Origin of the sequence: Actinocorallia sp. B10E7 (assembly GCF_039871655.1) — a bacterium.
GTDB lineage: Bacteria > Actinomycetota > Actinomycetes > Streptosporangiales > Streptosporangiaceae > Actinocorallia.
The window spans coordinates 411583-425441 of sequence record NZ_JBDPLZ010000001.1 but is presented as its reverse complement, the minus strand read 5'-3'; the positions used below and the strand labels follow the sequence as shown (position 1 = coordinate 425441).

Sequence of the window (13859 nt, the reverse complement as noted above, 5' to 3'; positions counted from 1 at the left end):
TCGCTCCGCACCGTCGCTCCGGTGGTGCGGGGCGACGCCTGATGCCGGGCGGTGCGGCTTCGGAGGGTCAGGAGGCCCGGTGGTCGGGCTTGATGTCGGTGAGGAAGAACTCCCGGACGTCCTCGGCGAGCAGTTCCGGCACCTCCATCGCGGCGAAGTGGCCGCCGCGTTCGAACTCCGACCAGTGCCTGATGTCGTACAGCCGCTCGGCCAGGGGCCGTACCGACTGCGTGATGTCGTGCGCGAACACCGCCACGCCGACCGGCACCGGGCACGGCTCAATACGCCGTGGGGCCTCGCGGTGAAGTCGTGCCGAGGAGGCCGCGGTGGCGGTCAGCCAGTACAGCGAGATGTCGGTGAGCATCCGATCGGCGCTGATCTGCGAGCGGGGGTCCGTCCACTGGGCGAAGCGCTCGGCGATCCAGGCCAGCTGGCCGACCGGTGAGTCGGTCAGCGCGTAGCCGATGGTCTGCGGGGTGGTGGCCTGCAGGGCCTGGTACGGCGGACGGTTCGCCATCAGCTGCCTGACCTTGTCCAGCCGGGCTTCGTCTGTGTCGGACAGTTCGATGCCGGCGTCCGGGTCCGGCCGGGTCGGCAGGTAGTTGACGTGCACCCCGGCGACCTGTCCGGGTGCCACCGCGCCGAGCGCCAGGGAGATGCCCGAGCCGAAGTCGCCGCCCTGCGCGCCGTAGCGTTCGTACCCCAGACGGCGCATCAGCTCGGCCCAGGCCCGCGCGACCCGGACGACGTCCCAGCCGCGCTCGTGGGTCGGCCCGGAGAAGCCGTAACCCGGGATGGACGGGATCACCAGATGGAAGTCGCGTGACAGCGGCTCGATCACGTCGAGGAACTCCAGGAACGAGCCGGGCCAGCCGTGGGTGAGGATCAGGGCGAGAGCGTCCGGTTTCGAGGACCGGACGTGGACGAAGTGGATGTTCTGGCCGTCGATCTCGGTGGTGAAGTGCGGCAGCTCGTTGAGCTTCGCTTCGTGCACGCGCCAGTCGTAGCCGGTGCGCCAGTATTCGGCCAGCTCCTTGAGCCGCGCCAGCGGGAAGCCGTAGTCCCACCCCGCGTCGGCGACCTCGTTGGGCCAGCGGGTGTGGGAGAGCCGGTCGGTCAGGTCGTCGAGGTCGGCCTGGGGGATGTCGATGCGGAACGGCTTGATCATGGTCTCGGCTCCAGGGATTCGTTCGGCGCCAGAACGCAGGTCGATGGTCAGGCGTTGGGGCGCGCCCCCTCCGACCGTTCGTTGGTGACACCAACGTTGTTGTCGCCAACTATACATAAATTCGTTGGCTACACCAATGACGTGATGGCCGTCGTGGAGGCCCACCACGGCCAGGCCCGCCGCCTCGGGCGTGTCGGCGCCTCCACCGATCACGCGCTTGCCGGGGGAGCGGGACGCCCTCGCCTGCGTGATCGCGGTCCGAACGAACCCGGGCAAAGGGGAGGGCGTCCGCGACGATCAGGTTTTGAGCCGAGCCCAGACGACCTTGCCGCCCGAGGCCAGCGGAGTCACTCCGCAGGTCTCGGAGAGGGCCGTGATGATGCTCAGCCCCCAGCCGCCGTTGTCGTCGAAGTTCTCCTCGTCGAGGTCCAGGTCGTCGAGGTCCGGTTCGACGAGCGGCGCCGGTGCCCGGGGGAAGCCGGGACAGGGGTCGGCGACCCCGATCGTCACGCCGTCCTCGTCCCGGCGGCAGTGGACGGTGATGCACTGCCCTGCGGGCGTGACCGCGACGGCGTTGGCGGTGATCTCCGCCAGGATCAGGTGGGCGTCGTAGCGGGCGTCGTCGTTCAGCCGCCACGTGATCAGCCGCTGTTCGACCAGGCTCCAGGCGAGGCCGACGCAGGCCGGGGAAGCCGCCATCGGTATCCGCAGCTCGTCTCCAGGCGTCGCAGGGGTCGTTCGCAGTATCTTCGTCATACCTCTCCTGTGAGGGGTGAAGCCGCGCGGCCGGGCCAGGCCGGTAAACCGAACTCCGGCCGCGCGGCGGCTCTCATGCGATCGTTGTCGCCACTTGTAGAAATCTCTTGCAGGAGGACCTCGCGCCACGACGGGCGTGCCAGCGATACCGCAACAGGTCATCCAGTGCGAATCTCTGGCGAACTGCGTTCCCTAGCGTCTTTGGGACGTATCCCTCGTAATGCCCTCTTTCAAGACCCCCCGATGTGTTCTGTGATCGCTCTGTGGTGTGCGGGGTGATGGCATCTCTTGGCGCTATTGGTCACACAGCGGCGTTCATTCGTGACAACCTGCTGTCAGCATGGAGTGTCCGGCCGTCGTTGGCAAGTCTCCAATGGCAAGATGCCAAAATCTAAGGAGTGGGTATGTCTGTCCGGCCGAGTCCGACTGTTCGTAGCAAGCGCCTGGCGCGTGAACTGCGCCGTTTGCGAGAAGCGCGAAATCTGACCATCGAACAGGTGGTCGCGCTGGCGGGCGATGAGTGGAATCCCAGCACGCTTGGCAGATGGGAGAACGGAGACCGCCGCATCCGTCCAGCCGACCTACGAGGGCTCTTGGATGTTTACGAAGTCGCGGACGAAGCTCGGGAAGCGCTGATGACCTTGGCCCGGGAAGCCAGGCAGAAGGGGTGGTGGCAGGTATACGGCGACGTCCTGCCCTCCGAGTACAGCTCGTATATCGGCCTGGAGACCGAGGCCCGATCGATGCGGACTTACCAGCAACAACTCATCCCCGGCATCGTCCAGACCGAGGACTATGCCCGGGCTGTCATACGGGCCACGCGACCAGATGACGACGGTGCTGCGATCGACCGCAGGGTCGCCGTGCGCATGGATCGTCAAGCCGTGCTCGAAGGCGAGCTTCCGATGAACCTGTGGGCGGTGCTGGACGAAGCGGCCGTCCGCCGTGTGGTCGGCGGTCCTCAGGTGATGAGAGCCCAGCTTGATCGACTTGCGGAGATCGCTGAGCGCCCCGGGGTCCAGCTCCAGGTACTTCCGTTCAGTGCAGGAGCGCACGCCGCCATGGCCTCATCGTTCGTCATCCTCGGCTTCGAGTCTCCCGATCCGGATGTGGTGTACATCGATACCGGTACGAGTGCGCTGTTCATCGAAGCGACGACAAACGTATCCGCCTATAGACTGACGTTCGACCACTTGAGAGCGTCGGCGTTGGCTCCGAGTGAGTCGCAACGGCTGTTCCGCGCGGCGGCTCAGGAGTTTGCGTAGGCGCTGGAACGAAGGAGATACGGGATGGCCGAGACCGAGCACCCCGTTGATTTCTCCCAGGCGACATGGCGCAAGAGCAGCCACAGCAGCGGAAACGGCGAATGTGTCGAAGTCGCATTTCATCGGACCGAGGTCGCCCTTCGCGACAGCAAGTCACCTGGCGATCCCTTCCTGAGGATGGACGAGGTGCAGTGGGCACGGTTTCTCGCTGAGGTGAAGGCCGGCTTCCTGGACAAGCTCTGACCGATCAGTCTGATCACACTGGTCAAGGCATAAAGGACTGCTGAGCCTCCTTCGAAGGAGCTCGGAGGCTGTTGGCGGTTGGTCGCGAGGCAGGACGGCTTGGTACGGCGTAGGAGCTTGGCGCCGTTACGCCGAACGATTCAGGCTCTTCTCGATATCCGCTCCCTGCCGGAGGCATGCGTCTTCGCCGCAGTCCGTTCGGAGCCGTCGAGGGCACTCGGGCACTGCCCGGAAGCCGTACCGGGTGGACGCTCAGTCGGCGGGGCCCTGCCAGACCTTCAGGTCGATGGTCAGGTAGTCATCGTCGATGGACTTGACGGTGATGATCCCCAGGAGGCCGGTGTCGGTGTAGACGCACCACATCGATCCCTTCGCTGGACTGCCAAGACCGTCTTCGATGTACTTCGTATTCGCGTGGCAGGTCTCGTAGTCGGCGGGCTGGCCGGCTTCGATGGCGCCGAACTTGCTCTCACCGGCGATACCGCTCGTTCCGAAAGCCAGGTCGCCCTGGTAGTTGCCGGAGGAGTTCCAGTCGAGCTTCTTGGGACGCAGCGGGTCGTCGGTGAAATAGATGGAATAGCCGTTGGTGATGTCGATGCCTTTGTGCTCGCCCAGGAACGTCCCTGCGGGCTTCGTCGTGCCGGGAGCGTTCGTGTCGGAGGCCGAGGGGCCGGCGGGGGCCGTGGATTCGCCGGGAGTCTCGGGGGGCGGGGTGTTCTCGGAGGCCGGTGGCCGTGCGGAGGCCTGGGTGCCGGGCTGCTGCGCGAGGAGGTCGTCGGGGGACTCCCGGTCGTCCTTCTGGGTGAGGACGAAGAGCAATGCGGCCAGGAGGACCAGGACGACGCCGGCTCCACTTCCCAGCAGTAGGGCTGTCCGGCTTCCGCTGGACGCGGGCCGGGGAGGGCCGGGCTGGTGAGGGGGTTGGAGCGGGACGTGCGGAGCGCTCGGCGGGTGGCCGGGAAACCCGCTGGAGAAAGTGTTCCCGGGTGCCGTGGGCTGGAGGGCGACGGGCGGGGCGGGTTCGGGGACGGCCGAGTAGCCGCGAAGGACGGCGGTGAGCGGTTCGGGGAGCCAGTCGGTCGAGGTCTGCGCCGGGACGCCGGTGAGCTCGGCCAGGAGCTGCTCTGTGGTGGGACGGGCCGCGGGGTCCTTGTCCAGGCACCGCAGGATGAGGGGTTTCAGCTCGTCGGGGCAGCCGTCGAGCCGGGGCTCGTCCTGGACGATGCGGTACATGACGGCCTGGGCGGGGCCGTCCCCGAAGGGGCTGCGGGCGGTGGCGGCGAAGAAGAGCAGGGCGCCGAAGGCGAAGACGTCGAGTGCCGGGGTGGGTTCGCCGCCGCGGATCTGCTCGGGGGCCATGAACTGGGGTGAGCCGACCGCGCTGTTGGTGCGGGTGAGCGGGGTGGCGTCGGCGGCGCGGGCGATGCCGAAGTCGATGACGCGGGGGCCGTCCGCGGCGAGCAGGACGTTGGACGGTTTGAGGTCGCGGTGCACGATGCCGGCGCGGTGGATGGCCTGGAGAGCCTCGGCGACTCCTGCGGCGAGCGTCCGCAGGGTGTCCACCGGCAGGGGGCCGGATTCGTGGATCGCGGTGGCGAGGGAGGGGCCGGGGATGTGGGCGGTCGCCAGCCACGGCACCGGGCCGGTCAGGTCGGCGTCGATGACGGGTGCGGTGTAGAAGTTCTGGACCCGCTGGGCGGCGGCGACCTCCTGGGCGAACCGGCGGCGGAACTCGGGGTCGTCGGCGAACTCGGGCCGGACGACCTTGACCGCCAGTCTCCGCCCGCTCTGGGTGGTGGCGAGGAAGACCCGGCCCATGCCTCCGGCGCCGAGCCTGGCGATGATCCGGTAGCCGCCGATCTCGCGGGGATCATCGTTCGACAGCGGTTCGTAGACCGGGGATCGCATGCTCGCCTCCAGGGGTTCGGCTCGCTTGGCGGGCGCACGAACCGCTCGCGGAATTCTCAGGCCGCGACGATCATAGGCGGCGGAAGATCAAGGATCGAGAGGTTGTTGCGGCGTTTTCGGGTTTTTCAGGCGGGGCCGGTTCGCCAGGTGCGTGGGGTGTTCGTCCTTGATTCAGCAAATTTTTGGGGTTTGGGGGGATAGCTGATCCGGTTCACCAGGGAAGGTCCGTAGGACCAGATGGACCGGGAGGAAGCATGGCCCTGAGTGAGGACGAGGTACGCGAGCATGTGCGGGGGGTCTGCTTCAAGAAGGGGCCTCCGGGGTTGGTGGGGGCCGAGACCGAGTGGCTGGTGGTGGATCGGGGGAGGCCGAAGGAACCCGTGCCGCTCGGGCGGCTGCGGGGGCCGTTGACGCGGAGGCCGCTGCCGGGCGGCAGCAGGGTGACGTTCGAGCCCGGAGGGCAGCTGGAGCTCAGCTCGCGGGCGCTGCCGGGGGCCGAGGCGGTGTGCGCGGCGCTGACCGCGGACCTGGCCGAGGTGCGGCGGCGGGTGCCGGGGATCGAACTCGTGGGGGCCGGGGTGGATCCCGTCCGGCCGTCGCGGATGCAGCTGGACGAGCTGCGCTACCGCTGCATGAGCGGGTATTTCGGGGATCTGACGATGATGTGCTCCACCGCTTCGGTCCAGGTCTGCCTGGACATCGGGACGGCGGAGCAGGCAAAGCGCAGGTGGCGGCTGGCGCACCGGCTCGGGCCCGTGCTGATCGCGGCGTTCGCGAACTCCCCGCTGCACTGCGGGCGGCGGACGGGGTGGCGTTCGACGCGCCAGGCCGTGTGGGCGCGGCTGGACCCCACCCGCACCACGGCCCCCCTGGGGGACGACCCGGAGGAGGCGTGGGCGCGGTACGCGCTCGACGCCCAGGTCATGCTGATCCGGGGCGAGAGCTGGATCATCGGGCCCGGCATCACCTTCCGGGAGTGGATGCGCGCGGGGGAGCCCACCCTGGACGACTTCGCCTACCACCTGACCACCCTCTTCCCGCCGGTCCGGCCGCAGGGGTGGCTGGAGCTGCGCATGATCGACGCGTTGCCCGAGCCGTACTGGAGGGTGCCGATCGCGGTGGCCTCCGCCCTCGTCGACCTCGTTCCGGACGCCGCCGAGGCCGCCGCCGAACCCGTTGCGGACGCGTGGGTGCGGGCGGCGCGGGACGGGCTGCGGGATCCCGCCCTGGCGAAAGCCGCCCTGGCCTGTTTCGAGGCGGCCTGCTCGGTGCTCACCGGGCCGTTGAAGACCCTCACCGAGCAGTACGCCGAACGTTATGTCGCCCGCGGCCTGTGTCCGGCCGACGACATCGAGGAGTACGCGTGGACGCGCTGAAGGAACGCCTCGCCGCGAAGCTGACCGCGGCGAGGGAACGAAGTCATCTGCTGACCTCCCTGGACGACGCCGACCTGGTCGCCCAGGTGTCGCCGCTGATGTCCCCCCTGGTGTGGGACCTGGCGCACGTCGGCAACTACGAGGAACTGTGGCTGCTGCGCGAAGCGGCCGGTGTCGAGCCGATGCGCCCGGAGATCGACACCCTCTACGACGCGTTCGAGCACCCCCGGGCCACCCGCCCGTCGCTGCCCCTGCTGCCGCCCGACGAGGCCCGCGCCTACATCCGGACGGTCCGGGACAAGGTCCTGGACTCCCTGGACGGGCTGCGTCCGGAGAACGCCTTCCTCTTCGAGATGGTCATCCAGCACGAGCACCAGCACGGCGAGACCATGCTCGCCACCCACCAGCTCCGCAGGACGTCCTCTCACCTGGTCGAGAAGGACCTCGCCGCGGCCGTCACGCCCTGCCCCCCGGAAACGTACATTCCGGCGGGAACGTTCATCATGGGCACGTCGGACGACCCCGCCGCCTACGACAACGAGCGCCCCGCGCATCAGGTGGACCTCCCGGCGTACTTCATCGACACCGTCCCGGTGAGTAACGGCGACTACCTGGCGTTCATCGAGGCCGGCGGCTACGACGACGAACGCTGGTGGCACCCCAAGGGATGGGAGTGGCGGCAGAACAAGAAGATCGGAGCGCCCGCCTTCTGGTTCAAGGAGGGCGTGTGGTTGCGCCGCCGTTTCGGCACGGTGGAGCCGGTGCCGTTCGACCAGCCCGTCCAGCACGTCTGCTGGTACGAGGCCGACGCGTACGCCCGCTGGGCGGGCAAGCGCCTGCCGACCGAGGCGGAGTGGGAGAAGGCGGCCCGCTGGGACCCCGGACGCCAGGAGCCGCGCAGATACCCCTGGGGCGACGACCATCTGCCCGGCCGCGCCAACCTCGGGCAGAGGAGCCTGCAGCCCTCACCGGTCGGCTCCTTCCCCGAAGGAGCCTCCCCCTACGGGGTACGGCAGCTCCTCGGCGACGTGTGGGAGTGGACGTCCACCGACTTCCACGGCTACCCGGGTTTTCGCGCGCACCCCTACAAGGAGTACTCCGAGGTCTTCTTCGGCCCCGACTACAAGGTCCTGCGCGGCGGCTCCTGGGCCACGGACCCGGCGGCGTGCCGGGCGACGTTCCGCAACTGGGACTACCCGATCCGCCGCCAGATCTTCGCCGGTCTCCGCTGTGCGAGGAGCGCCTGAGTTGTGCAGACACCTGGCCTACCTCGGGCCGCCCCGCAGCCTGCACTCCCTGGTCTACGGTCCCCCGCACTCCCTGGAACGCCAGTCCTACGCCCCCAGGATGAACATCGGCAACATCCTGAACGCCGACGGTTTCGGCGCCGGCTGGTACGTCGGGGACAAGGCCGTCCGCTACCGCAGGTCGCAGCCGATGTGGACGGACACCTCGTTCGCCGAGCTCAGTGAGATCCTGCAGGGCTCGTGCGTGCTGGCGGCGGTGCGCAGCGCGACGGTCGGCTTCCCGGTGGACGAGTCCGGCGCCCAGCCGTTCCGCTGTGAGAGCTGGCTGTTCAGCCACAACGGCAAGGTCGAGGGCTTCGGCGCGGTCGAGGCCAAGCTCCGTGAGCTCGCCGGCGACCTGTCGCTGGTGCCCGAGGCCCGCGCCCCGCTCGACTCGGCGCTGCTGTTCGCCCGCGCGGTGCGGGCCTGGCGGGGAGGCCTGAGCCTGGCCGAGGGCCTGGCCGAGACGGTCCGCACGGTCGCCGCGATCGCGCCGGGCCGCTACAACCTGCTGGCCGCGGACGGGTCGTCGCTGGCCGCGACGACCTGGGGCGACAGCCTGTTCGTCCGGTCGGCGGAGAACGCCGTGGTCATCGCCTCCGAGCCCTATGACGAGAGCCCGGCCTGGCAGCGGGTTCCCGATCGTTCCGTGGTCGCCGCGGACCGCCACGGCGTCGTCATCCACCCACTCCTTTAGGGGGCACACAGATGAAGCTCTTCGAGATCGCACAATTTCTGAAACCGGAGGAACTGGACGAGGCGTTGCGCGCCGACGTCTCGGCGGGGCTGACGTCCCAGCCCAAGACGCTGCCGCCCAAGTGGTTCTACGACGACCGGGGCAGTGAGCTGTTCACCGAGATCACCCGGCTGGAGGAGTACTACCCGACCCGGCGGGAACGCGCGATCCTCGCGGCGCGCGCGGGCGAGATCGCCTCGGCGACGGGCGCGCGCACCCTCGTCGAGCTGGGCGCCGGTTCGGGGGAGAAGACCCGCCTGCTGCTCGACGCGCTGGGCGCGTCCCTGGAGGCCTACGTCCCGGTGGACGTCAGCGGCGAATACCTGCGGGACGCCGCGGAGAAGATCGCCGCCGAGTACCCGGCCCTCGCCGTGCGCCCGGTGGCGGCCGACTACGAGCGGCACCTCTCCCGGATCCCGGGCGGCCCGCGCAAGCTCGTCGCCTTCCTGGGCGGGACGATCGGCAACATGGTCCCGCAGGAGCGGCACGGGTTCCTGTCCGCGATCCGCGCGACGCTCGGCCCGGACGACGCCCTGCTGCTCGGCGCGGACCTCGTCAAGGACGAGAAGCGCCTGGTCCGCGCCTACGACGACGAGCGGGGCGTCACCGCGGAGTTCAACCGCAACGTGCTGAGGGTCATCAACGCCCGTCTGGGCGCCGATTTCGTGCCTGAGGCGTTCGAGCACGTCGCCGTCTGGGATCCGGACGACGAGTGGATCGAGATGCGGTTGCGGTCCCGTGGCCGCCAGGAGGTCAGGGTCGAGGCCCTGGACCTGACCGTCCGTTTCGCCGACGCCGAGGAGATGCGCACCGAGATCTCCGCTAAGTTCCGTCCGGAACGCCTGGAAGCCGAGCTCGACGCGGCGGGCTACACGCTCGCCGGGTTCTGGACGGACCCCGACGGTGATTTCTCTCTCACCCTGGCCAGGCCACAGAAAGATCACGATTCCGAGGAAATGTCACCGGGGCGACTTACTGTGGGCTGATGCCGCACTCGCGACGGAGGGTCACGATCCGTGAGGTGGCCCGGGTGGCGGGCCTGTCCCCGGCGGCCGTCTCCTACGCGTTGCGCGGCATGCACACCTCGGCCGAGACGCAGGAGCGGGTGCGCAAGGTCGCCGCGGAGCTGGGCTACCAGGCGCACCCCATCGCCCGCGCCCTGGCGGGCGGGCGGACGGGCACGGTCGGCCTGCTGTGCGGTTCGCTGGCCGACTTCTGGCAGCAGGAGCTCGCCGTCCGGATCGGCAGGGCCCTGCTGGCCGAGGGCAGGTACGCCATCATCCTGGACGCCGCCGACGATCCGAGGCGGGAGCCGGAGCTGGCGGAACGGCTGCGCGACCAGCGGGTGGACGGTCTGATCGTGCAGCCGGTCGACCCGTCCTCCCCGGCCTGGGCCGAGCTGGCCGGGGAGCTCCCGCTGGTGTCGATCGGCGACGCGCTGGCCGGCAACCCGCACGGCGAGGTGGTCTTCGACAACCGCGCGGGCGTGACGCTGGCGCTGGAGCACCTGCACGGTCTGGGCCACCGCCGGATCGGGGTGCTCACCTCGACCCTGGAGCACACCCCGGACCGTCCGGCCGACGTGCACGTGCGGGCCGAGGCGCGGAGGCTGGGGATGTCCGTCGAGGTCGCCGTCACCCGCTCCGCGTTGGAGGAGGCCACCGTCGCGGCCCGCGAACTGCTGGTCCGCCGGGACAGGCCGAGCGCGTTCTTCTGCTTCTCCGACTCCATCGCCTACGGCGTCTACGTGGCGGCGGGGCAGCTCGGTCTCACCGTCCCGGACGACCTGTCGGTGTGCGGATACGACGCCCACGCCCTGTCCGTGCTGCCGACGCCGCCGCTCACCACGGTCGACTGGGATCTGCCGGGGGTGGCGGCGGAGGCGGTCGCGCTGATGGTGGCCGCCATCGAGGGGCGCTCTCCCGGGAGGATCGTGCGCTCCCCGGTGTTGTGTCCGAGGCGGTCGACCAGCAGAATTCCCGAGTAAAGCCACTGATTTTATTGACATATAGCGAGAGACCAGGGACCGGGTAGAAACCTTGATCACCTTCAGCGGTGTGAGCAAACGGTACGCCGACGGCACGGTCGCCGTGGACGGGCTGGACCTCACCCTGGCCACCGGCGAGATCACCGTCCTCGTCGGCCCGTCCGGCTGCGGCAAGACCACCATCCTGCGCATGATCAACCGCATGGTCGAGCCGAGCGCCGGGACCATCGAGATCGACGGCGTGGACGTGCTCGGCCGGAACCCGGCCGAGCTGAGGCGCGGCATCGGCTACGTGATCCAGCACGGCGGCCTCTTCCCGCACCGCACCGTCGTCGACAACATCGCCACGGTGCCCAGGCTCCTGGGCTGGGGCCGCGAGAAGGCCCGCGCCCGGGCCCTGGAACTGCTCGCGCTCGTCGGCCTCGACCCCGCCCTGGCCCCCCGCTACCCCCACCAGCTGTCCGGCGGGCAGCAGCAGCGGGTCGGCGTGGCCCGGGCGCTGGCCGCCGACCCGCCCGTCCTGCTGATGGACGAGCCGTTCAGCGCGGTCGACCCGATCGTGCGGAACACGCTGCAGGAGGAGTTCCTGCGCCTGCAGGCCGAACTCTCCAAGGGCGCGGGCACCCCCAAGACCATCGTGTTCGTCACCCATGACATCGAGGAGGCGCTGCGGCTGGGCCACCGCGTCGCCGTCTTCGAGCAGGGCGGCAGGCTCGCCCAGCTCGCCGCCCCCGAGGAGCTGCTGGCCGCCCCGGGCAAGGGCTTCGTCACCGAGTTCCTCGGTGGCGGGCACGGGCTGCGCAAGCTCCGCCTCTTCCGCGAGCTGGAGCTCGAACGGGAGCGGGGATGAACGAGGACGAACCGCTGGTCCGCTGGGACTGGGTCCGCGAGCACTACGGGTTGTTCGGCGACCTGACCGCCGAGCACCTGAAGCTCTCGCTGCTGCCGGTCCTGCTCGGCCTGCTGGTGTCGGTGCCGCTGGGCGTGCTGTGCGCCCGCTGGCGCGGCCTCTACCCGCCGGTGCTGACGGCGGTCAACGTCCTGTACTCGCTGCCGTCCCTCGCCCTGTTCCTGGTGCTGCTCGACTACACCGGGCTCAGCATCTGGACGGTCGTCATCCCGCTCACCCTCTACACCCTGGCCGTGCTGGTGCCCAACGTCGTCGACGGGCTGCGCCAGGTCCCCGACGGCACCCGGCAGGCGGCGACCGCGATGGGCTACACCCCGCTGCGCCGCCTGGTGGCGGTCGAGCTGCCGATCGCGGTCCCCGTCATCATCGCGGGCCTGCGGGTCGCCACCGTCTCCAACATCAGCCTGGTGAGCGTGGGCGCGCTGGTCGGCATCGGCGGGCTCGGCTCCCTGTTCAAGACCGGCTTCGACCTGCAGTTCACCACCCCGGTGCTGGCCGGGATCGTGCTGACCGTCGCCCTGGCCGTGCTGTTCGACCTGGCGCTGGTGCTGCTCCAGCGGCTGCTCACCCCCTGGAGCCCGCGATGAACGACGGCTGGCGCTGGTTGACGGACGGCGCGAACTGGCAGGGCCCCGACGGCATCCCGGTCCGGCTCGCCGAGCACCTCGGCTACACCCTGCTGGTGCTCGCCGTGGCCGTGTTGGTCGGGCTGCCGGTCGGGCTGCTCCTGGCGCACTCGGGGCGGCGCACCGCCTTCGCCGTGATCAACGTCGCGAACGGCTTCCGCGCGCTGCCCACCCTGGGCCTGCTGGTGCTGATCTTCCTGCTGAGCGAGGGCGGCGACCTGGCCGCGCTCGTCCCGCTGGTGGCGCTGGCGATCCCGCCCGTGCTGGTCAACACCTACGAGGGCGTCCGCCAGGTCGACCCGCGGGTGCGGGACGCCGCCCTGGGCATGGGCATGACCGGACGCCAGGTGGTGGTCCGGGTGGAACTGCCGATCGCGACACCCCTGATCATGGCGGGGGTGCGGACCGCGGCGGTCCAGGTGGTCGCCACCGCGACCGTCGCCGCCTACATCAACCTCGGCGGGCTCGGCGGCTACCTCCTGGACGGCATCCTGCTGCGCCAGTACGGCACCGCGGTCGGCGGCTCGCTCCTGGTGGTCCTGCTGGCGGTCGCCGTCCAGATCCTCTTCACCCACGCCGGCCGGCTGCTCACCCCCCGCGGGCTGAGACCGGAAGCGAACAACCGAAAGGAAATCCCCCGATGAGACCCTTGAAGATCCTGCTGGGCGCCGTACTGCTGACGACGTTCGCGGCGGGCTGCGGCGGAGGAGAGGACAACCCCCTCGACAGCAAGGGGAGCACCGGCGGCAAGACCATCGTGGTGGGTTCCGCGGCCTTCCCCGGCAACGTCCTCCTCGCCGAACTGTACGCCGGAGCCCTGGAGGACAAGGGCCTGAAGGTCGAGCGCAAGCTCGGCATCGGCGAGCGGGAGGTCTACTACAAACTCTTGGAGAACGGCGATCTGACCGTCCTGCCGGAGTACAACGGTGCGCTGCTGGCCTACCTGGACCCGAAGGCGGCCCTGCCCGCGACGACCGAGGAGACCGACAAGGCGGTCTCGGCCAAGCTTCCGGACGGGCTGAAGCTGCTGCAGCCGGCCGCCGCGCAGGACAACGACTCGCTGACCGTGACGTCCGAGACGGCCGCGAAGAACGGCCTGAAGACGATCGAGGACCTCAAGCCCGTGGCCGGAGGCCTCGTCGTCGGCGGGCCCGCCCCGTTCGAGCAGCGTTTCAAGGACAAGCTGAACACCGTCTACGGCCTGACGTTCAAGGAGTGGGTCCCGGACCGCTCCGGCGGCGGGAACATCCCGACCTGGCTGAAGAGCGGCAAGGTCCAGGTCGGCAACGTCTTCACGACCAACCCGGCGATCGTCCTTGACGATCTGGTGGTGCTGGAGGACACCAAGGGCGTCTTCGGCCTGCAGAACATCGTCCCGCTGGTGCGCGAGGACGGCGTCGACGCGGCGGCGGAGGAGGCGCTGAACAAGGTCTCCGCGCAGCTCACCACGGAGGGACTGCTGGAGATGATGAAGAAGGTCGCGGTCGACAAGAACGACCCGGCGAAGGTCGCCGCCGAGTGGCTGGACGCCCACCCCGTCTGAGGCGCGGCTCCGGGGCTCCTGAGAAGAGATCAGCCGGCCGGCTGACCACCCCAGA

At 69.6% G+C, this 13859-nt stretch carries 13 protein-coding genes and 1 pseudogene; 11 read left to right on the top strand and 3 right to left on the bottom strand.

Annotation, left to right across the window (positions count from 1 at the left end):
- Positions 1 to 67: 67 nt before the first annotated feature.
- Positions 68 to 1168, bottom strand: coding sequence for an epoxide hydrolase family protein (locus ABGB12_RS01980; protein WP_347674025.1), 1101 nt, complete (start codon positions 1166 to 1168; stop codon positions 68 to 70).
- Between the two features lie 297 nt (positions 1169 to 1465).
- Complete coding sequence (locus tag ABGB12_RS01975) at positions 1466 to 1924, bottom strand: ATP-binding protein (RefSeq protein ID WP_347674024.1); 459 nt, start codon at positions 1922 to 1924, stop codon at positions 1466 to 1468.
- A gap of 404 nt (positions 1925 to 2328) precedes the next feature.
- On the opposite strand from ABGB12_RS01975, the gene ABGB12_RS01970 reads away from it, so the two are divergent.
- Entirely contained in the window at positions 2329 to 3189 is an 861-nt protein-coding gene (locus tag ABGB12_RS01970) for a helix-turn-helix transcriptional regulator (protein WP_347674022.1), read from the top strand.
- Positions 3190 to 3213: 24 nt separating this feature from the next.
- On the top strand, positions 3214 to 3432 hold the full coding sequence (locus ABGB12_RS01965; RefSeq protein ID WP_347674020.1) for a DUF397 domain-containing protein: 219 nt from the start codon (positions 3214 to 3216) through the stop codon (positions 3430 to 3432).
- A gap of 252 nt (positions 3433 to 3684) precedes the next feature.
- Here ABGB12_RS01965 and ABGB12_RS01960 read toward each other — a convergent pair whose 3' ends face one another.
- Positions 3685 to 5340 carry a protein kinase gene (locus ABGB12_RS01960; RefSeq protein ID WP_347674018.1) on the bottom strand — a complete coding sequence of 552 codons (1656 nt, stop codon included), beginning with the start codon at positions 5338 to 5340 and terminating at the stop codon, positions 3685 to 3687.
- Positions 5341 to 5594: 254 nt separating this feature from the next.
- Here ABGB12_RS01960 and egtA point away from each other — a divergent pair, with 254 nt between their 5' ends.
- From egtA to ABGB12_RS01915, 9 genes and pseudogenes are all read left to right on the top strand, one after another.
- A complete protein-coding gene (gene egtA / locus ABGB12_RS01955) occupies positions 5595 to 6716 on the top strand; it encodes an ergothioneine biosynthesis glutamate--cysteine ligase EgtA (protein ID WP_347674016.1) in 1122 nt (373 codons plus the stop codon).
- Positions 6704 to 7963: an ergothioneine biosynthesis protein EgtB gene (gene egtB, locus ABGB12_RS01950; protein ID WP_347674014.1), complete on the top strand. Its 1260-nt coding sequence runs from the start codon at positions 6704 to 6706 to the stop codon at positions 7961 to 7963. The genes egtA and egtB overlap by 13 nt, the downstream gene beginning before the upstream one ends.
- A 1-nt stretch (position 7964) precedes the next feature.
- Entirely contained in the window at positions 7965 to 8699 is a 735-nt protein-coding gene (gene egtC, locus ABGB12_RS01945; RefSeq protein ID WP_347674012.1) for an ergothioneine biosynthesis protein EgtC, read from the top strand.
- Positions 8700 to 8710: 11 nt separating this feature from the next.
- On the top strand, positions 8711 to 9724 hold the full coding sequence (egtD, locus tag ABGB12_RS01940) for an L-histidine N(alpha)-methyltransferase (protein WP_347674010.1): 1014 nt from the start codon (positions 8711 to 8713) through the stop codon (positions 9722 to 9724).
- Complete coding sequence (locus ABGB12_RS01935; protein WP_347674009.1) at positions 9724 to 10725, top strand: LacI family DNA-binding transcriptional regulator; 1002 nt, start codon at positions 9724 to 9726, stop codon at positions 10723 to 10725. Before egtD ends, ABGB12_RS01935 begins: the two co-directional genes overlap by 1 nt.
- Before the next feature lie 52 nt (positions 10726 to 10777).
- Positions 10778 to 11533: pseudogene (locus tag ABGB12_RS01930) on the top strand (ATP-binding cassette domain-containing protein); the annotation flags it as partial.
- A 38-nt stretch (positions 11534 to 11571) separates the two neighbouring features.
- Entirely contained in the window at positions 11572 to 12222 is a 651-nt protein-coding gene (locus ABGB12_RS01925; RefSeq protein WP_347674007.1) for an ABC transporter permease, read from the top strand.
- Complete coding sequence (locus tag ABGB12_RS01920) at positions 12219 to 12905, top strand: ABC transporter permease subunit (protein WP_347674005.1); 687 nt, start codon at positions 12219 to 12221, stop codon at positions 12903 to 12905. Before ABGB12_RS01925 ends, ABGB12_RS01920 begins: the two co-directional genes overlap by 4 nt.
- Positions 12902 to 13804, top strand: a complete 903-nt coding sequence (locus ABGB12_RS01915; RefSeq protein WP_347674004.1) for an ABC transporter substrate-binding protein — start codon at positions 12902 to 12904, stop codon at positions 13802 to 13804. The genes ABGB12_RS01920 and ABGB12_RS01915 overlap by 4 nt, the downstream gene beginning before the upstream one ends.
- Positions 13805 to 13859: the final 55 nt, after the last annotated feature.

Excerpts from the sequence above, each read along its gene's own strand:
- ABGB12_RS01980 (WP_347674025.1), bottom strand. The coding sequence starts at position 1,168 with ATGATCAAGCCGTTCCGCATCGACATCCCCCAGGCCGACCTCGACGAC.
- ABGB12_RS01975 (WP_347674024.1), bottom strand. The coding sequence starts at position 1,924 with ATGACGAAGATACTGCGAACGACCCCTGCGACGCCTGGAGACGAGCTG.
- ABGB12_RS01970 (WP_347674022.1), top strand. The coding sequence starts at position 2,329 with ATGTCTGTCCGGCCGAGTCCGACTGTTCGTAGCAAGCGCCTGGCGCGT.
- ABGB12_RS01965 (WP_347674020.1), top strand. The coding sequence starts at position 3,214 with ATGGCCGAGACCGAGCACCCCGTTGATTTCTCCCAGGCGACATGGCGC.
- ABGB12_RS01960 (WP_347674018.1), bottom strand. The coding sequence starts at position 5,340 with ATGCGATCCCCGGTCTACGAACCGCTGTCGAACGATGATCCCCGCGAG.
- egtA (WP_347674016.1), top strand. The coding sequence starts at position 5,595 with ATGGCCCTGAGTGAGGACGAGGTACGCGAGCATGTGCGGGGGGTCTGC.
- egtD (WP_347674010.1), top strand. The coding sequence starts at position 8,711 with ATGAAGCTCTTCGAGATCGCACAATTTCTGAAACCGGAGGAACTGGAC.
- ABGB12_RS01935 (WP_347674009.1), top strand. The coding sequence starts at position 9,724 with ATGCCGCACTCGCGACGGAGGGTCACGATCCGTGAGGTGGCCCGGGTG.
- ABGB12_RS01925 (WP_347674007.1), top strand. The coding sequence starts at position 11,572 with ATGAACGAGGACGAACCGCTGGTCCGCTGGGACTGGGTCCGCGAGCAC.
- ABGB12_RS01920 (WP_347674005.1), top strand. The coding sequence starts at position 12,219 with ATGAACGACGGCTGGCGCTGGTTGACGGACGGCGCGAACTGGCAGGGC.
- ABGB12_RS01915 (WP_347674004.1), top strand. The coding sequence starts at position 12,902 with ATGAGACCCTTGAAGATCCTGCTGGGCGCCGTACTGCTGACGACGTTC.